The organism is Halomonas alkaliantarctica, from assembly GCF_029854215.1.
GTDB classification, from domain to species: Bacteria; Pseudomonadota; Gammaproteobacteria; order Pseudomonadales; family Halomonadaceae; genus Vreelandella; species Vreelandella alkaliantarctica_A.
The window spans coordinates 3,565,365-3,587,572 of the sequence record NZ_CP122961.1; the positions used below are offsets into that span (position 1 = coordinate 3,565,365).

Sequence of the window (22,208 nt, forward strand, 5' to 3'; positions counted from 1 at the left end):
CGGCCGTGGCAATGCCACGGCCGCGTTAAATCAGGGTAGCCTAAACGTTACGGCTGGGTGATATCAGTATTGAACCACTTTTCCGATATCTCACGTAAATCGCCATTTTCACGCAGCTCGGCAAGGGCTGCACCAACGCGATCACGCTGCTCACGACCCGCCTCGTCATCACGAAACGGTAGCGCGTTCTCAATGGTAGAGAACGGCTGACCGGCTAGCTCTAACGGCAGGCCTTTCTCTTTAATGACTTGCGTCGCGCTTACACGATCCATCACAAAGGCTTCTACCCGGCCCAGTGCCACATCCTGCTCAATGTTGGATTCATAGGTGCGAATATCGATTTCATCGGCGTTCGGTTGTTCACGCAGCAGCTGTTCGTAGTTGGAGCCCAGGTTCACCGCCACGCTTTTGCCAGATAAATCTTCAACGCCTTCAATGGTGTCATTGCCTGCCCGCACCACGACTTGCGCGCCGTCATACACGTAAGGCTCGGTGAAGGCATACTTGGCTTCGCGCTCAGGGGTAATCGTAATCTGGTTAGCAATGGTATCGATACGCCCAGACTCCAGCATCCCCGCCAGGCCAGAGAAGCTCGCGGTAATGAATTCGATCTCATCACCGGTGATCTCACCCACGGCATTCATCACATCGACTTCAAAGCCCTTTAGCTCATCCTGTTCAACGAAGGTAAAGGGGAAGTAACCACCGGACATACCCACTCGGAGGGTATCGGCTTGGGCGGTCGCGGCGAACAACCCGCTTGCTACGCTTAGTGAAAGCGCGGCCAGGGTGATATTAAGCTTGCGTGGTAGTGGCATAATTCTGTTTCCTCGTTAGTCGATATCCCGACGATCCGAATAGCCGCAAAAAATTTATGTGGCATTGATGGCTGCTATTTTACCTGCAAGGCAAAAGCATATAAAAGAATATTAAAGACATTTTTTATTCCATTAAAGAATATATTTTGCGCTCTGTTGTGTGGCTACATTTGTCTGATAGTTTGGAACGTTTTGGGGGTGGCTATTTGGCGCTTTGCATCTAGTACGCTGCCGCCTAGCGCTGCCAGCTCTTGAGAAAACGTAACAAGCTTTTCCAACTGCACCTTATCAAACCCTCGCCTGCGCTGAGGCTTTTTGAAAATGATACTTACACCACCGATCAAATGCTCTGCTTGTTGGAAGGTATCCGGGGAGGGCATCACTCCAGGCGGGTAGGCATTGGCGACACACAATGGATTTTGAGGAGTAACGCCTGGCACGCTGTAAACCTGAAGCGTAGCATCGTAGTGGGCATCCCATTTTTGTAGACTCACTTGAAGCTTCTTATTGAGCGCGGTGTCGGGCTGTTCAAACATCACAAACAGTACATGAGCACTCTCTTCAGCCGCTGCAGGTGCCACCTCCTCTACGCTATCGTTCTGCTCGGGTAACGTAGAGGGGGTGCTCACCTGCTTTACAATAGTAGAAGGCTGAGTTGGCAATTCGGCTCTCTCATCGGCTGGCACTAATTGCTGCCCTATCCTTAGCCACTCTCCGCCTCGCCACATCCCCCCTTCCAGCACGCCTCTGCCGCTTAGTAGGAAATACATGCAAACGACAAGGCCGTTAAAACTCAACCAACCCGCAGCGATGGCTAAAGTTATCGCCAGTTTATACGAATCCATGGATTGGCTTCCTATCCAATGAGGAACGTGCGAAGTGAGCACTCACGACGGTTATGAGTATTCTGCGTAACTGTAAACATCCCCTAAAATCGGTGTATGCGTCATTAGAGTTCTCCGGCCTACAATGAGGCAAACGGAGAGCGACATGAAGAAATCGTGGTACAGCGACTCCCAGGTCGCTTGCTCCTGGCTCGAGGTGTAATGGCAGGTTCGAAACGATTGTTGATGTTTCTACATGACCTTGATTTGTATAGATCAGGATGAAAAGTTCGTTACAGCAACATTAATCAACTATTGACTTTATAGATGCTTTCCTGATTTATAGCGCTCATGTTGTGTTCGCCGCTAATCAATAAAAAAGCATATATTATTTTGCACAGACACCACGACTCAATTAAAGAGGCGCACATGTCAATACCTTAAATCAATTAAGCTATTAACTGACTAAGCAAGAAGCCTATAAAACCTATGAGCAGGAACTGCCATATATCTCTTTCATCTTTGTAACTCACTCCCTCGGCACTGCTTTTGCTGCCCCTTTTTATTGCTAAAAAAGGTAAAAAATGCCCAAAACGGGATCTACGCTATGGAAAGCATAGGCCGTGATATAAAACGGGCAGAACAAAAGCAAGTGCTTTATAATAAAAACTCTTTAACTATTTCTCTTTAGATATCCATCTGGAGCAACTGTTATTAAAAGCTTATCTTGAATATGCTTGTCAATTTCAAATTCACTATGCTTTTTTACGTATTCCCAAACAGCCGTTTTGGGGTTGTCACCAGGCCCCCAGGGGCGATCAGGAAACATATCAGCTGGCATATCTTCTACGACAGTGTCGAATACTACACAGTAGCTTCCAACACTGGTCAGGGGTGCATAAGCCTCCAACTCGGCTAGCACATGCTCGTGAGTGTGATTAGAGTCCAGACAAACCAACACGCACTCATATTCTTTGGCTATTTGTTGGACCTTCTCAACCACGTCAGGTGCAATACTGGAGCCTTGAATCATTTCAATACGTGATGCCATGGGGTGGGCTTCAATAGCCTCCCTATTGTGCGCGCGAATATCGATATCGATTCCCAGCACTTTGCGTTTAGACTGCTTGGGATCAATCGTTGCACCTGTTTCGATAGCTTCGCTCATATCCAACATCGCTAGCAGCGATGCACTTAGCATCAGCGAACCTCCATGGGCGATGCCTGTTTCAATAATCAAATCCGGCTTTATTTGCCAGATCAGTTCCTGAATAGCGACAATGTCAACTGGCGTTTGAATAATCGGCCGACCCATCCATTGAAAGTTGTACATGTATCGCTTGTCAAAAGCCTTCGCTAGCCATTGGTTTGATTGGCGATTCCACTCAGCTTCAGAAGAGTAGCTGCTTACTGAATCATGACTTTCTCTTAAAAACTGTGCAAATGGGTTATCATCACGATTTTCCATATTCATCTCCATAAATTATAACAAAAGTTTAACTCAAACTTTAATGGCAAAGCAATTCAAGAAAGCCCAGTGTAAAATTAATTATAAATCTTCCAGAAAATTAGCTCCAAAAAATTTCCATCTCAAAATTAACGCTGATACTTCATATGAAAAAGTGAATCGGCTGACATAACGGCATCGTCTTTCAGAGGAACTTCACTAAGCTCTTCAAGTACACCCATAGACCCGTTTATTTCATACAATGGCATTTCAAACTCTACTGAAAACCCACACTGATTATAAAAGTTAACCGCCGGATTGCTTGATCTAACTCTAACCCATACCTCCTTGATACCTATATCGGTTATTACCCATTCAACCAAACTAAGAAATGCCTTACGCATCAAGCCAGGTCGATTGGTATCGCTAAAACGAACAATCGCATCTCCTTCGATACGGGCTCCGCTAGCATCACCATAGGCTAGTCCCATATAGCCATAAAGCTCTCTTTTTCCAATCTCTCTTAATGCAAACAAGATTCTTGTACTGTCGTTGGCAACATTACTTGTAATCCACTGAAATGTCCGTTCAGAAGTAGCTTCAAAATACGTAAGAAATGAATCACGACTCCTGTTTCGAGCCTCCGTAAGCATATTAACGACAATTTTGTCAACGTGAGCAGGATTGCAGTTGATGGGATATAACGCGAAGCCTGTTTCAGCTACAGGTAACGCCAGGGAAGACAAGTTCATATCACCAACCCCTTTAAGCGCTTGAAAGATATCTCGATATTCCATTATCAACCTTGAAAAGATTCTATAGATTGTATAATTCGACTCTGATCCTCATCGCTCATGTAGCTATGGAGGGGCAGCGACAAAACTTGATCGACAATTTTTTCAGTTACATACAAATCTCCTCTGCGGCAATTATTAAAATATGTGAAGTTATGACCTGCCTGCCAGTGAATACCCGTATCAACTCCCTGTGATCTCATATGTTCTCGAAGCTCATCACGTCTTCCATTAAGCACTCTAATATAATAAAGAAAAGGACTAACTTCCTCAAAGTCGCCTTTAGGAGCTTCTAGCCACGTAATTGAAGAGAGTTTATTATAATATTTTTCACATGCTACCTGTCGAGTACTTCGGATTTTATCAAGCTTCGAGATTTGCGAAAGTCCTATTGCAGCATGAAGGTTAGCCATATGGTACCTGAAACCTAGCTCTTCAATATCATATGTCCATGCTCTTGAATTTTTATACATTTGCTCAGCAGGCTGAGTCATCCCAATCAAACGCATTGCTTGTAGTCGCTTTATATTTTCTGTTCCTTCAACTACGATAGCACCACCATCAATGCAAGTTACTGTCTTAACAGGATCAAAACTGAACATAGTATATTCATGCTGATTTCCCGTTGGTCGCCCCTTATAATATGAGCCAAAAGAGTGTGCCGCATCATGAAGAATTGGTATGTTGTGTTTTTTTGATATTATTCGCAATGCATCATGATCGCAAAGAAAAATATCATAATCCATACAGATAATACATTTAGTTTTATCTGTTATCAGGCTCTCCACCTTGTCAACATCGATACAAAGTGTATCTTCTTTTATGTCAACAAAAACTGGCTCTGCTCCGCAGGCCCGAATTGCCTGAAAATCAGCTGCATTATTAAATGACGGTGTAATGACTTCATCATCAGCTCCCACCCCTATCATCAACAAAGACAGATGAAGTGCTGCATGTCCAGTACTGACAGCAACAACATGACGATCTTCATCTGGGGCAAAATCACAGACTCGAGTTAAGGCAGCTTCGAAATCTTTTACATAACTCCCCATGCCAAGCCAACCTAACTCCAAAGATTCAACCGCAGCGGCGATTTCGCTCTGTTCAATAAGGGGTTTGAAAACCGGTATTTGTGGTTCGATTTTATTTTTCATTTATCTTCTCAAATATACGAAGTTCTGGAACGGGAATAACAAATTCCGTCCCTTTTTCTTGAATAGCGCTATTTTGCTGCCACACTTCCTCTGCAATATTCCAGGGCAAGATCAGCAAATAGTCTAACTGTTTATTCGCAAGTTGATCTGGCGACAAGATAGGTATATGGCTACCTGGCATAAACTTGCCTTGCTTGGCTGCCGAAGCGTCACAAACGAAGGGAAGTAAGTCTGGCTTTACACCAGCGTAGTTAAGCAAAGTATTACCTTTAGCGGCTGCTCCATAAGCAGCAACTTTTTTTCCTGCACGCTTTTTCTGGATAAGAAAATATAACAAGTCATCCTTTATTTTATTTGCGCGAGACTGAAAGGCGAGATAAGTATCCAGCTGTTGCAAGCCATGGTTTAGCTCCACCTGCAGCATTGTCGCAACTGACGCATGATCTGTCCTACCATCCTCATTATGACAGCCATATATACGCAAACTTCCTCCATGTGTATTGAGTTCTTCAACTTGCCAAATACGCAGGCCTACAGACTGAAAAATACGAAGCACAGCGGAGAGCGATAAATAAGAAAAGTGTTCATGGTAGATAGTGTCGAACTGGCAATTCTCAAGCAAGCGCATCAGGTGGGGAAACTCTAGAGTAATCGTGCCATCTGACTTAAGTACCTCCTTGAGACCACGAGTAAAGTCGTTAATATCCGGCACGTGGGCGTAAACATTGTTACCGACAATTAGATCTGCTTTTCTGTCTTCACGAGCTAGCTTCTTTCCCAAGGCCTCACCAAAGAACTCACGTATAACGGGAATGCCTTTCGTTTCCGCTTCCATAGCGGTGCTATCGGTTGGCTCAATACCAAGGCATGGGATTCCCATCGCAACAAAGTTTTTTAGCAAATACCCATCATTAGAAGCTACTTCGATAACCAAGCTGTCAGGATTAAGTTTCAGCTCACTGGACACCTGTTCAACATACTGCTCAGCGTGGGCCAACCAGCCGCTAGAAGTACTGGAAAAGTAGGCATAATCAGGGCTGAATAGTTCATCTGCTTGAGCATAATCCTCTGTCTGCACCAGCCAGCAGTGGTCGCAAACCTTGACCTTTAATGGGTAGTATTTCTCCGGCTTCGTAAGGTCGGCGGCAGTAAGATAAGCATTGGAAGGTGGCGCAAAACCCAGATCAACAAAAGTGTGGGTCAGCAGTGCTCCACAATGGCGGCAGTTCATAGGGAGATTCCCTGAAAGTTAGCGTCAATCAGTGAGTGTTTGGCATCACGTTCAGAAAGTTCGGTCACTGTGTGGGGCCACTTTATCCCGAGATGCGGGTCATCGTACCTAAGTCCCTCTTCCGCTTCAGGTGTGTAGTGGGCCGTGTGTAGATAGAGCAGCTCGCTATCAGGCTCCAAGACCTGAAAACCATGCCCAAATCCTTCAGGGATGGCCATCATCAGAGCATTTTCCGGTGTCAGCTCTTCAGCATGCCAATGTAGGAAAGTAGGTGAGTGTTGCCGTAAATCCACAGCAACATCCCACACTCGCCCTTTCAGACATCGTACTAGCTTCATTTCGGCATGGGGCGGATGCTGAAAGTGCAGCCCACGGATGGCGCCCACAGTTGCTGTGCGTGAGTGGTTGACCTGTACGATTTGGCGTGAGCTGATCAAAGGAGCCAACTCCTTATCACAGAATAAGCGCGAGAACACACCACGTACGTCAGCATAGGGTATGGTTTCAACCACCAACAAACCAGCGATGGGAGAGGGGCATATATTCATCAGCTAACCCACTCGTGATTAGCTTTAGCAGCATCCTCAACATAATCACGCAGTTGTTGGCGGCTAATGGTTTCCCCTGCTTCCAACCAGGCACGATACCAAGTAGCCGTTTGTGCAAGGGTGGCCTCAAGATTCCAAACCGACTGCCAGTGCAGCTTTTGTCGAGCCTTAGCGCTATCGAGATAAAGCAAGTTGGCTTCGTGAGGCTGAGGCTGTTCAGTTTTATGCCAAACTATATTGTTCCAAACCAGGGATAGCCTTTCGAGCACTTCTGAAACCGAGCGGTTACCTTCTGGCTCAGGGCCGAAATTCCAAGCTTCAGCAAAACGGGTATCACCAGAGAAAAGCCTCTGACCAAGCATCAGATAACCACTCAATGACTCCAGCACATGCTGCCATGGACGAGTGGCTGCTGGTGAGCGTATTTCCAGCGATTTCCCTTCTTGGAGTGCTCTAATCAGGTCAGGTATGAGGCGATCTTCCGACCAATCGCCACCACCAATAACATTGCCTGCTCTTGCGGTTGCCAGAAGGGGAGCCGAATCGGATGTAAAGAATGCGCTTCGATAGCTTGCAGCCACCAACTCTGAGCCTGCCTTGGAAGCACTGTAGGGGTCGTGGCCACCCAAAGAGTCGATCTCTCGATACCCCCAAGGCCACTCCTTGTTCTCATAGCACTTGTCTGTGGTGACGGAGACAATGGCGCGCACACTGGTTTGCTCTCGACAAGCCTCTAAGAGGTTAGCGGTGCCCATGACATTAGTGGACCATGTCTCTAGCGGGTCGCAGTAGGAGCGCCTGACCAGCGGCTGAGCAGCCAAGTGGAAAATCATCTCTGGCTGAGAGTCACGAATCACCCGACGAATTGCATCCCGATCACGTATGTCGGCACGATGATCATCGATAGACAACTGTAGTAGATCCCAGTGATTGGGCTGATTCTCAGGGGAGAGGGCTAGTCCAATAACTTCGGCTCCCAACTCATGCAGCCAGAGGGTAAGCCAGCTCCCCTTGAAGCCGGTATGCCCAGTTATCAAAACACGCTTGCCACGGTACATATCATCAAACTGCTTCATTCCCAACACTTCCAGGGAGCTTTGCCTGTATCCCAAAGATGCTCTAGATAGTTTTTTTCTCGAAGAGTATCCATTGGTTGCCAGAATCCAAGATGCTCAAAAGCTTCTAACTGTCCATTATTGGCTATGGTCTCCAATGGCTGTCCCTCCCATGAGCTTTGGTCTCCATTAATAAAGTTCAGAACTTGCGGGTTTAGGACAAAAAAGCCACCATTAATCCACGCACCATCGCCAGGGGGCTTTTCCTGGAAACCACTTACAGCAGTTCCGTCACGAAGCAGTGCCCCATAACGACCTGGAGGTTGTACTGCAGATACAGTAGCGAGCTTTCCATGCTGCTGATGAAAAGCAAGTTGCGCGCCGATATCTATATCGGCCACTCCATCACCGTAGGTAAAACAAAAAGATGGCTCATCGCGTACATATTTGGCGACCCTTTTGAGACGCCCACCGGTCAGAGTCTCCTCCCCCGTATCAACTAATGTGACCCGCCATGGCTCCGCATGCTTTTCATGCACCTGCATCGTATTGCTTGACATATCAAATGTCACATCAGACATATGCAAAAAGTAATTGGCAAAGTATTCTTTAATAACATAACCTTTGTATCCACAACAAATAATAAAATCATTTACCCCATAAAAAGAATAAATCTTCATTATATGCCAGAGTATCGGCTTGCCTCCGATTTCAAGCATCGGCTTTGGCTTTAAATGGGTTTCTTCTGAAATCCGGGTACCCAGCCCGCCAGCTAATATGACACATTTCATAAAAAACCATGACTCCCATATTTTTTACAAAGCTTATCTAAAACTATATTTTTCATATCTTTATATGAAAAAGAAAGCTCTTTACCCTCATTTACATACAGGGCCATTAAGTCGTCAACATAATACTTGAAAAAATCTTTCCTCTCCAAAGTACCTTGCTGACCAAGAATTCGTTCAGATTGACTTTCTGCCCTATTATTAAAATATCTTCTGAAATATTTTTCATCGTTCATATAATGCAACTTACCGCACCATAGAAGCCTACTGATCATAACTTGATCAGGGGAAATAGTTTTCCTAAACTCAAAATCATTTAGGCACTCCCTTCTAAACATTGAATGAGCAATAGTACAATTTGAAAGGACACCTATTGATGACAAATATCTTTTTTCTGAAAGACTTTCTGAAAAACTATAAACACCTTCTCTTAACAACACACATTCATTAGAATTCTCCAACACACCATACGGCATCCCAAAAACCATTGAAAAATCAATGTTTTCATCCAAAAATTTTACAGCATTCCTTATATAACCATCACTCAAATAGTCGTGACCACCTAACCACATAAAATAATCAGAGTTGCTGTTCCTATAAAGATATTCAAAATTTGAAGAAGCTCCAATGTTTTTATTGTGTTGCACAAGCACGAATCGAGCATCCCCATTCACTTCTTTTTTTATAATATCAAAGCTGCCATCTGATGAAGCATTATCTGAAATCATAAAAATGACGTCTTGATAGTCTTGTTTTTTCAAAGACTGAATGGTCTTTCTTATATAATTCGCCTCATTATATACAGGCACGCCAACACAGAGTTTCTTTTTATATTCCACTTTAAGCTTTTCACTACGCTCTTTTGTTTGGCTTAAAAATGCAGAAACCATGGGATTTATAGAACAATTATGAGCTGATAAAACATAAGCGGATTCAGCCTGTTTTTTTCTTTTATTTCTAGCATGTTTTTCGCCACGATAATAATCGTGACGTAAAATGCAGCCCGGAATATAAATATGCTTGGACTGATCACTCCCATTTGAAATCAATCGTACGTATAACTCTGCTCCTCCATGCCCAAATAAAATATAATCCCCCCACCCTTGCATCTTGAAGAACAAATCCCGCCTATAAGAGCAGTTACCTTCAAGGCAATTGAGTGCAACTAAAGGCTTATCACCTAAGTGATAATGACTTGGGGGTGTTTCATTTGGATTTTTTGGTAAATAACTTCCTCTGACCGAATCCAGCGTATACTGCTTGTGTATGTCAGCATGAGCGGAAAGCATTCCCTTCTCCGGCAAGCCATCATCATCTACAAAAATTAAAATATCTCCATGTGCAAAAACAGATCCAACATTGCGAGCTAGGTACGCGCCTGAATTACCTTTAAGCTCAACATATACATCAACAAGTGCAGCCAGGCTGCGAGCATCATTCCCCTTATCCCCGTTATTAACGAAAACAATTTCTCCGTCCAGGCCACACTGGTGCCTCAACTCAACAATATTTTCATACGTTTCTTTTTTATACTTATTACATATAATCACTACTGTTATTTTTTTATTGCTTGAAGGCAATCTTTCATCTTGAATACTTTCCAACCAAAATGAATACAAAGCGGCTTTATCCACCCAATTAATATATTCAAGCTTTTTTTCTAACAAATGCAAGTCTTTACTATCAGTAATTTCAGCATGGCTATTCAGCAAGACATTAGTTAGCAAGTAAAAAAGAGGTATACTATCTTTCTTTTTCGAAAACTCTCCATTTACTCTAACTATTGCCTTCTGTAAAAAAGCGTCATCATTAACCCAACGTAATTTTTTCGCAAGCTCGACTACTTCAACGGCGTAATCTTGAGTCAAATCAAAAACAGCTAAATGATTTAATACATCCGAAAGCTGTTTTTTCAAAAGTTCTAGATCAATATGTTGTTTTGACTCAAGCGGTGGAGTGTTCTCGGCTGCATGTATAAAAGTAGACGTTACTGATACATCTGTTTGCTTGAAATGAGCCGCTTGAAAATCTTTACCCCCCCTATTTTGCGTTACTAGCGGGGTTGGAGCCTTTGGCAATAACCCCTGGCCTTCAAGAAATTCTAGTGCTTTTTCCTGATTAACATCAGCCATTAGATCAAACGCCATATCATGGGCTGCAAAGCCTGCACTAAGAATAAAGGCTAACTTCGTCCTTTCTTGCTCACTCAGAATAGCCATGCGCTCGTGACTAGGAAGGAAGAGCACATCGCCGCTTTCCTGCTCGGTGGCACAGGCTGTTTGGGCGCTTAGCTTTTCTGGCAAATGGCTATAATGACTAATGTTATGGAAGCGGTAGAAGCGGAAACCATTGCGACTGGCCCAATGCTGTAGCTCTGCCAAGTTGGGCTGTTTTTCATGAGTAAGCTGGAAGGCAACACGTGCCTGAATCAGCAGCGTGTCTGTAAGCGACTTTTTACCATGTTCCAGCACAGCCATCGCATCGCTTAGCTCGTCGAGAATCAACCAGTCCAGATTCCCCAAACCATCAATACTGTCCAGCGCCACGGTATTAATGGGTATTTCTGCCAAAGGCTTTGCACCCAGATGGTGGCGTTTAGGAAGTTTTTCGGCCGATAGGGGTGTCAATGTGCTGGTCATTTCCGGAGCGACACAGGCGTGCAGCGTTGCCGCCTTACCATCGCCGAGCAGGGCATGCTGGAATAACTGAATATAGTCGCTGCCTTCGTACTGCTTGGTGTCTTTTATTTCGCTGGCAGGGTCAAACGCAACAATGCCAAAGGCTTTGGTAGCAGCCATCTGATCTGCCAGGCCGCTTTTGATAAGGCTGGCTCGGTTGTCGAGCACCATGATTTTACCTTTAATGTGCCAGGTAAAATCATCGGTAAGCCACAAACGGTTAGATTGTGGCTCGTTGCCCTGCTTAGCTCCTGATTTAGCGCTGATCAACTGCTGTAGAGAGTTATCGACCTTGAACTCAGGTTTGTTGCTTAACTTGCAGGCTAAACTCTGGCGGTGGTGTTTCTTTTGGATAATGGCAAAATCTTTGTTGCCTGCGTGTTGGCGTACTAAAGGCGTCAATGCAGTAAGTAGCCGTTCAGTGGCACGGTCAAGATGGTGCTTCTCTTTGCCTACCTGCCAAGCGCGATCTACGTAGCTTTGATAAAGCGCTTCGTCATCAAACAAGCTGATAACAGCATCCACTAGTGGCTGAAGCTCATCTTCGCTGAGTAACTGCTGGTAGGGCTCTACATAGCAGGCGTCGGGGAATTCGAAGGTCATACCGGCATTGCCGACCATTTCTGGCATGCCGCCACGGTTAGTAATCAGCGCCGGAATACCGTTTAGCATAGCCTCAGCCAGCATGCGCCCGGAACTTTCCCACCATAGGCTAGGCGCCACCACCAAGCGGGCCCGACTGTAAGGGCCGCGCATATCGTTGGTATTGGGTGTCACTACAACATTGCTTAAAGCACCGCGCAGTTCCCCCATTTTTCGGGTGGTTTCCCGCAGCACGGCTGGCCAGTCGGCTCGTGCCTCCACCACTTCAAGTTTAATATCGGGCCTTTCTCGTTCCAGCTTTTCTGCCAGTTGGACAAAAACACTAGCCCCTTTTTGCCAACTAGGATTCACAAACAACAGGTGCTTACGCTCATGGTGCTCCGCGACAAAGCTTTCCGGGGCGATGAACTTGCCCACAGGCTTTGAGAAAAAGCCCACCTCCTTACGGTACATATCCGCAGTGGCCTGGCTGTCAGTGAGTATCAAATCCACATCACGGCACCAGTTTGATGCTTTATAGTTGCCGTTCGCCAAATAGAAGGCAACAGGAATACCGCGGTCACGTGCCTCATTGGCAATTAGCAAGTCAAGCGTTTGACCTCCGTAGAACCACACCACATCCGGCTTAAACGAATCCAGCATATAGAGATACTGGTTGTACCAAAGCCCCTCTTCATGCGTCGTAAAATGATTACGGTTGTGGCTGTAGCTAACTACCAATTGGTGGGTTAGCGGGCCGTCTTCGGCTTCAATCAATTGATGCCGGTGAGCGTTCAGGTCTGGGAATTGTTCCTTGAGTCGCCCCATCCCCTTAGGGTTATCAAATACCGTCGCCCCTAGCACTTGAACCTCATAACCACGAGATACTAGTTGCAGTAACATTTGCCGCACGGTCATGCTGGCACCGCTAGAGGTATCCAATAGGCAAAAAGGATTGGCCCAAAGCAAACGGGGTTTGCGCTTTTGAGTAGCAGATGAGGAGGTGTTCTTAACCATGAAGCGGCTCGCAGGGAAAAATGGCAATATTCCTAGCTTACTGTGCTTGTGCGACAATCAAAGGCGCGAATGCGCAGGTATTTAAGTAGGTGTTCTCGCAATCAGGCACGACAAGAGGCTGGAACATGCTTAAGAAACTGATTTTTAACGAAACACTTAACGAAACACTTAACGAAAAAACGGGGCCAGTTGGCCCCGTCGTTACTTTCATGTGAAGCTTAGCGGCTAAGCTATTAGCCCAACAGAGACAGTACAGACTGTGGCGTCTGATTAGCCTGTGCCAGCATGGAAGTACCGGCCTGCTGGAGAATATTGGCACGCGTCATATTAGATACTTCCACCGCGTAATCGGCATCTTCGATACGCGAACGGGCTTCAGAAAGGTTAGTTGATGTCGTCGCTAAGTTATCGATTACCGAATCAAAACGGTTAAGGGTAGCACCCAGTGTCGCGCGTTGTGTATCCAACGTTTCAGTTGCAGTATCAACCGCGGTAATCAAAGCTTTGAAGTTGGCGTTAGTACCGCCTGCACCCGATACGGCGGCAGCTGCACCACTTACAGCAAGGTTGGCGGAAGTCGCATCAAAAACACTGACAGCAATAGTATCATTGGCTGTAGTATTGGCGCCGACCTGGATATTTAAATCGGCACCGCCGCCGCTGGCGAGCAGGCTAGTACCATTAAAGTTTGTGCTGTTAGCCACACGGTCGATTTCTTCGATACGCTCGTTGATTTCGGTAGTAATGGCTGCGCGGTCTTCTGCAGTGTTGGTGTCGTTTGCGCCCTGAACCGCTAGCTCACGAATACGCTGCAGGTTGTCGTTGATTTGATCAAGACCACCTTCCATGGTCTGAACCAAAGAGATACCGTCGCTAGCGTTACGACTAGCTTGATCCATGCCTTTGATCTGGGCAGTCATTTTGTTGGCAATGGCTTGGCCAGCAGCATCGTCTGACGCGCTGTTAATGCGCAGGCCAGATGATAGACGCTCTTGCGCTTTAGCTAGCATGGCCTGTGAGTTGGACAGGTTGTTCTGGCCAATCAGGGCAGTAATGTTAGTGTTGATTACAGACATGTGAGTGCTCCTCGAAATTTAACTGGCCATGTGGCCTGCTTAGCGGCGCTTGCGTCGCCGTTATTATAATTAACGGCAGGCCCACCGATTTCTTTAGAAAAAATTACTCTTTTTTATGTAAATTACTGTAAAGCATTTTAATTATTATTCTGCATATTACTCAGCACGCTGAACTGCTGGGAGAGGTAGCTACTCATAGAGTTCATTTGCGCGATCAAGCCATCCAGTTGCCCAAACTGCTTGCGGTAACGCTCAGTGCTTCGCTCAATACTTGCTTCCATACGCAGCTTACGCACATCCAGGCTGTCAACTCGCTGCTCCGCACTATTCACCGAGCTTTGAATAATGCCATCTTCTGCAGTGATGGCTTCAAGCGTGGCGTTTAAGCGCCCTGCAAAGCCACCTTCTTCGGTTTCGCCCGCAAAGAAGGCAGATAGCCCCTCGGGGTTGTTGGCGACTGCATCGTCCAACTTATCCTCATCGACCTTTAATCGCCCCTTTTCATCAATGGCGATGCCCAGTTGTGAAAGACGTGAAAGATCGCCGGTGCCGAGGGTGTCTGTTATATCCCGGCGCAGGCGGTCTTCAATCGTACGAACAGTTCGGTCGCCCACTAATTCGCCTGATGTTTCGCCTTCACCGTTGTATGCCGTCATTCGATCAACGGTGGATTTCATTTCGTTGTAGTTGCTTACAAAATTATCAATCGCCTCTCTCAGCGCCCCTTCATCACGCTCAATCAACAGCGTAACGGGATCACCAGACACCGCCGTGAGGTCAAGCGTTACGCCTTGGATGGCCTCTTCAACGCGGTTGGTTTTACTGGTGATAGCAATGCCATTGACATTCAGCTCGGCGTCTTGACCTGAACGTTGGGTGGCTGCATCCATGGTCAGCGATGCCAAGCCTGAGAAACTCTCCAGTGAAGCATCTTGGCCCGTCTCTTTTGAGCTCAGCGCTAAGCGGTACCCGGTGCCATCATTTACGATAGAAGCAGTGACACCAGCCTCTTTATCCGCGTTGATTTGGTCACGAACATCAGCCAGTGTGCTACCTGCTGAAATAGCAACGTCGTAGCTTGTTTGCGTAGCGCCAGCACCGAAGTTAAGCGTCAGCGTTGCATCGGCTGCTGTTAGTTCTTGGTCTAGCGCCACGCTATTAGAAGCAGCGCTGCCTGCGCGTGCCAATTGGGTAACGGTCACTTCATAGCGCCCGGCATTCGCGGTTTCGCCTGCGGTCGCCAATACGCCATCGCCCGTCACGGTGCTTTTTTGCTGCTTAAACGTAGAGGCCTCATTCAGCGCAGCAATAGAGGCTTGCACCCTATCCATCGCTGATTCTAGGCGCCCATAAGCAGATATTTTGGTTTTCTGAGCACTTTGCTGCTCTAGAATAGGTACAAGCTTTTGGCGTTCGGCCGCTTTAAGCTGATCCACCAAGCCCGAGAGATCCAGACCAGAGCCCACACCAAGTGCAGTTATCGAAGCCATGACTCAGTTCCTTATAAGTAGTAGATAAAGGTATCTATGAGAATTATCGGCTGCGGAGGGGAAAACTTTAGCGGCTATGCCTTTTTAGGCTGTTACAAAAAAATGCCCAGCACATTGGGCCAGGCGTTTCATATGCAACTAATTTAGTCTTTTATCTATTTAACTTTGATTTTGTTGCCCCAGCGTTGCAAACTGCTGGGTTAAGTAGGCGCTGGTTTGATTCATTTGTGCCACCATACCGTCCATTGCTTGAAACTGCGTTCGATAACGCTCTACGGTTTGTTCAATACGGCTTTCAGTCGTAATGAAACGGTCTTCTAACGAATCTACGCGCCTTTCAGATGAGCTAATAGCGCTTTCAAGACGACCACCTGACCCGACAAGGCTCTCAAGTGACGCGTTAATTTGACCGGCCATGCCGCCCTCTTCGCTATTCCCTGCAAAAAAACCCGCGATTTTATCTGGCTGATTAGCAACAATGCTATCTAACTTATCTTCATCAATGGCTAGCTTGCCATCCACTTGAAGCGAGATACCTATATCAGATAAAACATTAAAGCCATCCGCACCGACAACACTGCTGATGGTTTGACGCAGTTCCCTTTCAACAGCCCGAGTCGTCGCATCAGCGTTCAACCCACCCGCCTGCCCCGTCTCTGGGTCGTAGGCCGTTAAACTGGTAATAGTATCTTTGAGGGTGTTGAAGTCGTCAACAAATGCAGTGACCTTCTCACGCATAGCCTCGTTATCCTGTTCAACACTCACAGTGCTCGTCGCACCAGCTTCAGTTAAATTTAAAGTAACGCCTTGAATAGCGCCCTCAACTTGGTTGGTGGGGCTAACGATATCGATTCCATTGACGTTAAATTCAGCGTCCTGGCCCGCTTGAACTACCTGTATGTCGGAGGTTTGTACATCACCCGCTAGAATGTTTGAAAAATTGGTGCTTTCGATACTCGCGTCTGCACCCGTATCGGTAGCATTTACAGCAAGACGATAGCCTTCACCGTCATTGATAATTGAGGCATTAAGACGACCATCACTCTGCTCATTGATGGCGTCTCGCATGTCTTCAAGAGAGCTGCCATCAGGGACAGTAATAGTCGTCAGGTTTCCATCAGCGATAGTAAAATCCAAAGACTGTTCGCCCGACACTATACTTTCCACTGCTGTTTCCAGGCGCTCAGTCACCAAACTACTTGCTGTAGCTAAACGGTCAACCTGAACTTCATACTGGCCTGGCTGGGCTTCATTGCTACTTACAGCGCCAACAGCTCTGCCCTCGACGTTGGTTGTCAGGCTCTCAAATGAAGATGTTTTGTTGAGAGCTTCAGCAGAACTCTGAAATTGGGAAAGCGCGCTTTGCAACTGACCGTAGGCAGATATTTGCGCATTTTCGGACTGGATCTGTTGTGCAATCGGCTCAAGTTTAGCGCTCTCAGCGTCTTTCAACTGATCCAACAATCCGTTGAGGTCTAGACCAGAACCAATACCAAGTGATGAAATGGAAGCCATAAAACCAATGCCTTTTTAAATACGTGTTGGCTACGCCTGATGCTTTCTATTACTGCTTATTCATGGAGCGATGCGTAACACTATTTCTAATACAATTACCTCAATATAACGACTAAGTGAACTATAACTTGAATATTTAGCTGTTTTTTTCGTATTAAGACGTAATTGCAAGTAACTGTCCGTAATACATGTATAAAGCGTTAATAAGGTATTGTCAGTAAAGCTACGTTCTAATTACTTTTTCGTCCCACCCCTATGTAACGCAATCCGGCCTCTTCAGCGGCACTGGGCGTGTATAAATTACGCCCATCGATAACTACTTTTTCAGCCAGTTGGTCAGCTAACCAAGTGAAATCGACACTGCGGAACTCCTTCCACTCGGTACAGATAACCAGAGCATCGGCGCCTTTCACAGCCTGAATTCGGTCGCCCGCCAGCATTAGTTCATCCCGCTCGCCATAAATGCGACGACACTCCGCCATGGCTTCGGGATCAAAGGCTTGCACCTTAGCCCCCGCTTGCCAGAGTGCTTCCATTAAAGTGCGGCTTGGCGCTTCGCGCATATCGTCCGTGCTGGGTTTAAAGGCTAAGCCCCATACGGCAATGGTTTTACCGCTTAGATTGCCTAAACTATCTTGCAGTTTTGTGAACAGGGTCTGCTTTTGGCGCAAATTAACCGCTTCGACGGCGCTAAGCAGTTCCGGCGTATAGCCTAACTGGCGAGCCGCACGCTCCAACGCTTGGACGTCTTTGGGGAAGCACGAGCCGCCATAGCCACAGCCAGGGTAGATAAAGTGGTAGCCAATGCGTGGGTCGCTGCCAATTCCCCGGCGAACATCTTCAATGTCCACATCGAGTCGTTCGGCAAGATTGGCGATCTCATTCATGAAGCTTATTTTGGTAGCGAGCATGGCGTTGGCGGCGTATTTGGTTAACTCGGCAGCACGCACGCTCATAAACATCAGTTTTTCGTGGTTGCGATTGTAGGGGGCGTAGCACTCTTGCATATGCGCTTTTACACGTTCGCTTTCCGTGCCGACGATTATGCGCGCGCCACGGGTAAAGTCTTCAATCGCCGCCCCTTCCTTCATAAACTCTGGGTTCGAACACACGTCGAACGCGAGAGATACACCGCGCTTTTCGAGCACATCGCTGATAGCGGCGTGGACTTTTTCGGCGGTGCCCACCGGCACGGTCGACTTATCAATCACCAGCTTGTAGCTATCCATATGCTGGCCGATAGTGCGCGCCACCTCTAACACATAGCGTAGGTCGGCACTGCCATCTTCATCGGGCGGAGTTCCCACGGCGATAAACAGCAGTTCGCCATCTGCTATCGCTTGCGCAGCATCGGTGGTAAAACGTAAACGCCCTGCCGCTACGTTATGGGCCACAATGGTGCTTAGCCCAGGCTCAAAAATCGGCACTTCTCCGCCATTAAGCTGATCAATGCGCTCTGCGTTAACATCCATACAGGTTACTTGATGGCCAACATCGGCTAAACAAGCGCCTGCGACAAGACCGACATAACCGGTTCCGAATACACTGATCTGCATGACTTATTGACTCGCTAAAATACGTGACGGGGAGCGTAGCACATTGGCTTAGCGTTGATGAGTTCGAAAGTGGGAGGCACACACTCAACTATAGACCTTGGTCTAATGCTCTCCTTGGTTTATAATGCGCTGCAACAAGCCCGATTTGGTGCTGACCGCAGGAGAACATACGATGCCTCCCGAGCTGACAACAGAACGCCCTTTAAAAACGCCCCATGGGCCTTCGACCACTGCGAACGTTCAACGTAGCCTTCGCCAGTGTTTATCAATTGCCGCTGAGCTGCTCTACGATCACGGTCATGTGTTAGAAACCATTACCCTTCCCCAGCGCGGTCTAGCCCACCGTGAGATATCAGCGCTTAGTTCTGCAGCGCCCACCTGGGCAACCTGCCAACAGGTGATGGAAGCCAGTGAAGCAGCAACCTTCAATGAGCATGGTCGCTTCGTTTTGACTCGCCTTGGCCGTGAAATAATGTTTGATATGTTTGGCCAAGGCGCCGCTGACTGCGCTTAACATCTGTTACTGCCAAGTATTGCTGATCAGAAGAGCTTATAAAAGTGGCTCAAAAAAAACCGCCCGCAAGCGAAAGCTTCGGGCGGTTTTTTTTGCTTAGGTTTATTTGTTTAGACTGATTTTTTCATGCCTAGCTCAATTAGACCTAATTTTGTGTCGCTTAGCGCAGACCGAGCATTGATAGAATGAACAGCACAACCACGATAAGACCAATAATGTAGATAATATTACGCATAGGGCACTCCTTGCTTATTGCGTTTTAGGGAAATCAAAGGCTTGCTTACCCATGAGCCAACACCCCCATCCTAGCAGGCTTTTTCTGCTTTTGCGTAATGTCGTTGCATTTCCCTGATAGAAAGTGACTAGGCTTGTGTTGTGGAACCTCTTTGGCCTCTAAACCTCGAACCTTTGCCACTTATACCGAAGGTGTTGCGATGCGTACGACTACTTTGCTTGTTTCATTTGTTGTTACTTCGTTGTTAGCCACCACCTATGCAGCCGCTAATGAGCCTTCTAGAAACGCGCTCCAGACGCTAGACCAGCAAACCGGCCAGCTTGAACGCGTACACAGCGTGGTGGTGGCCTACGACGGTGAGATTATCCACGAACTTCACCAGGGTGGGCCGGGAGTGGCCTCACCTGCGAACATTAAGTCGCTGTCCAAAACGGTGCTGTCTGCCATTACCGGCGCGGCGATTGAGGCGGGCATTATTGAGTCACCTGATCAACCCATGGTGGAGCTGTTTGGCGAGCATCTCCCTAGCGGTATTGATCCGCAGGTTGGGGATATTACCGTTGCCCATTTGCTCGCCCTGCAGGCGGGACTAGAGCGCACTTCGGGCAGCAACTACGGCGCCTGGGTGGCCAGCGCCAACTGGGTGAACGATGCGATGACACGCCCTTTCGTGGACGAGCCGGGAGGCCGAATGCTCTACTCCACCGGCACCAGCCACCTGCTTTCCGCTGCACTCACCCACGCCAGCGGCGAGACTACTCACGCCCTTGCCCAGCGTTTATTAGGTGATCCGCTCAATATCACCATTCGCCCCTGGCTACGCGACCCGCAAGGCATCTATTTTGGTGGCAATGATATGCAGCTTTCGCCACGGGCATTGATTGAGGTGGGCGAACTGTATCGTAATGATGGCATCGCAGTTAATGAAGCAGGAGACGAGCAGCGGGTTCTGCCCGAGGGCTGGGTAGAGGATTCGTGGCAGCCGCGTGGCACATCGCGCTGGACAGGTGATGGATACGGCTACGGTTGGTTTATTACCCAGTTGGCAGGCGAAGATGTTTACTATGGGCGTGGCTACGGCGGCCAGGCGCTGTTCGTTATTCCAGAGAGGGAGATGACCATAGTGATCACCTCAGACCCCACCCCACCCTCGCCAGGTGGGCAGTTCCAGCAACAGTTGAACAGGCTGGTAGAAGGCTTGTTAGTTGAAAATGATGCGTAGCACAGACAAGTCACGGGTGCGCTTACTCGCCTTTGTGGCCTAGGCTCATCAGGTAAAGCGCAGCTGCCAGTGCCAGGACTGAAAGCGCTAAGTAGATAGCTTCCAGGGGCGTAGCAAAACGGATATCCACCACGGCGCGGAAAAACTCGATAATCACCGCCAAAATCACCACCCGGGCGATTTTATCTTTCAGTTGGTCTAATGAGGCGACATTAAAGGGGTGGCGTAGATTACTCGCTTCGGCTTGATCAATGCGGGAGACAAACAGCCGATAAACACCTAAGCCGAAAATCAGCAGTACGATGGCAATCAAATAGATATCCACCGCAATAATGATATCGGGCACCAGACTTTCATGAATATCCTGAGTGCCGCCCAGTAGGTAATATCCCATCACATCGGCGACTACCTTAAAAATATCCACGGTGCCGACGATAAACAGCATCAAGGAACCCAATAAGCTGGGCACAACCGCCAGCATAACCAGAAAGCGCGAATTCCAAAGCGCCGTTTCAATGCGCCGCTCCCAGTGATTCTGGCTTTCTGGGGGCTTAGGCGGCGTTGAAACCGGATCAGTCATGGCGATACTCCTTTTTTATATCAGGTTTTGTTATATCAGGCTCATCGTGATGAAGGCGCAAGTGGCGCCGAACAGCGCGAACCCCAGCAGCAGCGCAATACCATCACGGGCAACCAAACCTAACCCTAGCAGCGTAAGCGCAAGCCCCGCCCCGTTGGCCGAAAAAGGAATAAACTCCATTGGCGGCATCGCCAGGGCGATCAATAAACACACCAAGGCGGTCACACGAATGCCGATGTAGCCCGTCAGCCAAGGTAGCCGTACCCGCAATAGCCCATCTATCCAGCGGGCCGGCTTTTTCATCAGTTGAATGCCTTTATCGAACTTTTGCTGGGAAATCGAACGCTTTAGCAGCCAGCCTGGCAACCAAAACGCTTCACTCCCCGCCAGCAGCTGTACGGAAACCAGCAGCACCAATGCGGCCATTAAGGTCGGCATGCCGGGTATATCACCAACAATCGGGGTGAGCGTAATCAGCCCGGCAACCAGTAGCAGCGGCCCAAACGAGCGCCGTCCCACAGCATGAACAACATCGTCAACGCTAACCCGTGAAGCATCCTGCTCCATATGCTCAATTGAGCTGATTAGATCCATTAAATTCGAGTCTTCGTTACGGTTATGCATCGGGCTTATTGCGCTCCTCTACGTGCAGTTTGGTACGGATAAAATCGCTATGGCTAACATGCAGTAAGTCCGCTAAACGACGAATACGGTGTTCTTCTAATGGGTCAACGTTGCCGTCGGCCCACGCCAGTTGCCACATCTGCGCGACCAGCTCACAGCGCTGGTCGTAGTTATAGTGCTCTTTGATCAAGCTAACAAACTGGTAGTGATCGACGGCATCATCTACTTCGGCTTGCGCCAGCGCCATTAACTCGTCCACATCGCTTGCGCTTAGACGATAGCGCTCGGTAAGCATAAGGCGCAGCGCGGCAAGCTCTTCGTCGGTGTTTTCGTAGTCGGCGCGAACGATTTCACACAGCAGCGCGGCAGTGGCCAGCTCCAACGTGAGCGTTTGATTTTCGCGCTGCTCGGGTTGCGCCAGGGTGCGCTGGAAGAAATCACTAATGGCATTCAGCATGGG

19 protein-coding genes are annotated in these 22,208 nt (G+C 47.7%); 2 read left to right on the top strand and 17 right to left on the bottom strand.

The annotated features are described in order from the left end of the window. Positions 1-47 precede the first annotated feature (47 nt). From QEN58_RS16390 to QEN58_RS16455, 14 genes are all read right to left on the bottom strand, one after another. Positions 48-818 (bottom strand): amino acid ABC transporter substrate-binding protein, encoded by a 771-nt coding sequence (locus QEN58_RS16390; protein ID WP_280104663.1) that lies wholly within the window; start codon positions 816-818, stop codon positions 48-50. A gap of 164 nt (positions 819-982) precedes the next feature. Beyond that, positions 983-1,663, bottom strand: coding sequence for a cell division protein ZipA C-terminal FtsZ-binding domain-containing protein (locus QEN58_RS16395; RefSeq protein ID WP_280104664.1), 681 nt, complete (start codon positions 1,661-1,663; stop codon positions 983-985). A 652-nt stretch (positions 1,664-2,315) separates the two neighbouring features. After that, on the bottom strand, positions 2,316-3,110 hold the full coding sequence (locus tag QEN58_RS16400) for a cephalosporin hydroxylase family protein (RefSeq protein ID WP_280104665.1): 795 nt from the start codon (positions 3,108-3,110) through the stop codon (positions 2,316-2,318). A gap of 128 nt (positions 3,111-3,238) precedes the next feature. Continuing rightward, complete coding sequence (locus QEN58_RS16405) at positions 3,239-3,886, bottom strand: GNAT family N-acetyltransferase (RefSeq protein ID WP_280104666.1); 648 nt, start codon at positions 3,884-3,886, stop codon at positions 3,239-3,241. 2 nt (positions 3,887-3,888) lie between these two features. Next, positions 3,889-5,037, bottom strand: a complete 1,149-nt coding sequence (locus QEN58_RS16410; protein ID WP_280104667.1) for a DegT/DnrJ/EryC1/StrS family aminotransferase — start codon at positions 5,035-5,037, stop codon at positions 3,889-3,891. After that, entirely contained in the window at positions 5,027-6,268 is a 1,242-nt protein-coding gene (locus QEN58_RS16415; protein WP_280104668.1) for a methyltransferase domain-containing protein, read from the bottom strand. Before QEN58_RS16415 ends, QEN58_RS16410 begins: the two co-directional genes overlap by 11 nt. Further along, positions 6,265-6,816 carry a dTDP-4-dehydrorhamnose 3,5-epimerase gene (rfbC, locus tag QEN58_RS16420; protein ID WP_280104669.1) on the bottom strand — a complete coding sequence of 184 codons (552 nt, stop codon included), beginning with the start codon at positions 6,814-6,816 and terminating at the stop codon, positions 6,265-6,267. The genes QEN58_RS16415 and rfbC overlap by 4 nt, the downstream gene beginning before the upstream one ends. Continuing rightward, positions 6,816-7,892 carry a CDP-glucose 4,6-dehydratase gene (gene rfbG, locus QEN58_RS16425; RefSeq protein WP_280104670.1) on the bottom strand — a complete coding sequence of 359 codons (1,077 nt, stop codon included), beginning with the start codon at positions 7,890-7,892 and terminating at the stop codon, positions 6,816-6,818. Before rfbG ends, rfbC begins: the two co-directional genes overlap by 1 nt. Then, on the bottom strand, positions 7,889-8,662 hold the full coding sequence (gene rfbF / locus QEN58_RS16430) for a glucose-1-phosphate cytidylyltransferase (RefSeq protein WP_280104671.1): 774 nt from the start codon (positions 8,660-8,662) through the stop codon (positions 7,889-7,891). The genes rfbG and rfbF overlap by 4 nt, the downstream gene beginning before the upstream one ends. Further along, positions 8,659-12,936: a glycosyltransferase gene (locus tag QEN58_RS16435; RefSeq protein ID WP_280104672.1), complete on the bottom strand. Its 4,278-nt coding sequence runs from the start codon at positions 12,934-12,936 to the stop codon at positions 8,659-8,661. Before QEN58_RS16435 ends, rfbF begins: the two co-directional genes overlap by 4 nt. Before the next feature lie 233 nt (positions 12,937-13,169). Further along, entirely contained in the window at positions 13,170-14,012 is an 843-nt protein-coding gene (locus QEN58_RS16440; protein ID WP_280104673.1) for a flagellin N-terminal helical domain-containing protein, read from the bottom strand. Positions 14,013-14,149: 137 nt separating this feature from the next. Beyond that, a complete protein-coding gene (gene fliD, locus QEN58_RS16445) occupies positions 14,150-15,502 on the bottom strand; it encodes a flagellar filament capping protein FliD (RefSeq protein WP_280104674.1) in 1,353 nt (450 codons plus the stop codon). A 159-nt stretch (positions 15,503-15,661) separates the two neighbouring features. Then, the gene (fliD, locus tag QEN58_RS16450) at positions 15,662-17,017 is read right to left on the bottom strand and encodes a flagellar filament capping protein FliD (protein WP_280104675.1); all 1,356 of its coding nucleotides are present in this window, start codon (positions 17,015-17,017) and stop codon (positions 15,662-15,664) included. Between the two features lie 230 nt (positions 17,018-17,247). Beyond that, positions 17,248-18,573 (bottom strand): UDP-glucose dehydrogenase family protein, encoded by a 1,326-nt coding sequence (locus tag QEN58_RS16455; protein ID WP_280104676.1) that lies wholly within the window; start codon positions 18,571-18,573, stop codon positions 17,248-17,250. Between the two features lie 172 nt (positions 18,574-18,745). Here QEN58_RS16455 and QEN58_RS16460 point away from each other — a divergent pair, with 172 nt between their 5' ends. Both QEN58_RS16460 and QEN58_RS16465 read left to right on the top strand, forming a co-directional pair. Beyond that, the gene (locus tag QEN58_RS16460) at positions 18,746-19,087 is read left to right on the top strand and encodes a hypothetical protein (protein WP_280104677.1); all 342 of its coding nucleotides are present in this window, start codon (positions 18,746-18,748) and stop codon (positions 19,085-19,087) included. Positions 19,088-19,521: 434 nt separating this feature from the next. Continuing rightward, positions 19,522-20,544, top strand: coding sequence for a serine hydrolase domain-containing protein (locus QEN58_RS16465; RefSeq protein ID WP_280104678.1), 1,023 nt, complete (start codon positions 19,522-19,524; stop codon positions 20,542-20,544). 22 nt (positions 20,545-20,566) lie between these two features. On the opposite strand, the gene QEN58_RS16470 is transcribed toward QEN58_RS16465, so the two are convergent. Genes QEN58_RS16470 through QEN58_RS16480 form a run of 3 tightly spaced genes read right to left on the bottom strand, consistent with a single transcriptional unit; the run spans position 20,567 to position 22,205 of the window. After that, positions 20,567-21,124 (bottom strand): YqhA family protein, encoded by a 558-nt coding sequence (locus tag QEN58_RS16470; protein WP_280104679.1) that lies wholly within the window; start codon positions 21,122-21,124, stop codon positions 20,567-20,569. Between the two features lie 30 nt (positions 21,125-21,154). Beyond that, entirely contained in the window at positions 21,155-21,748 is a 594-nt protein-coding gene (locus QEN58_RS16475) for an exopolysaccharide biosynthesis protein (protein ID WP_280104680.1), read from the bottom strand. Beyond that, positions 21,741-22,205, bottom strand: coding sequence for a tellurite resistance TerB family protein (locus QEN58_RS16480; RefSeq protein ID WP_280104681.1), 465 nt, complete (start codon positions 22,203-22,205; stop codon positions 21,741-21,743). Before QEN58_RS16480 ends, QEN58_RS16475 begins: the two co-directional genes overlap by 8 nt. Positions 22,206-22,208 lie beyond the last annotated feature (3 nt).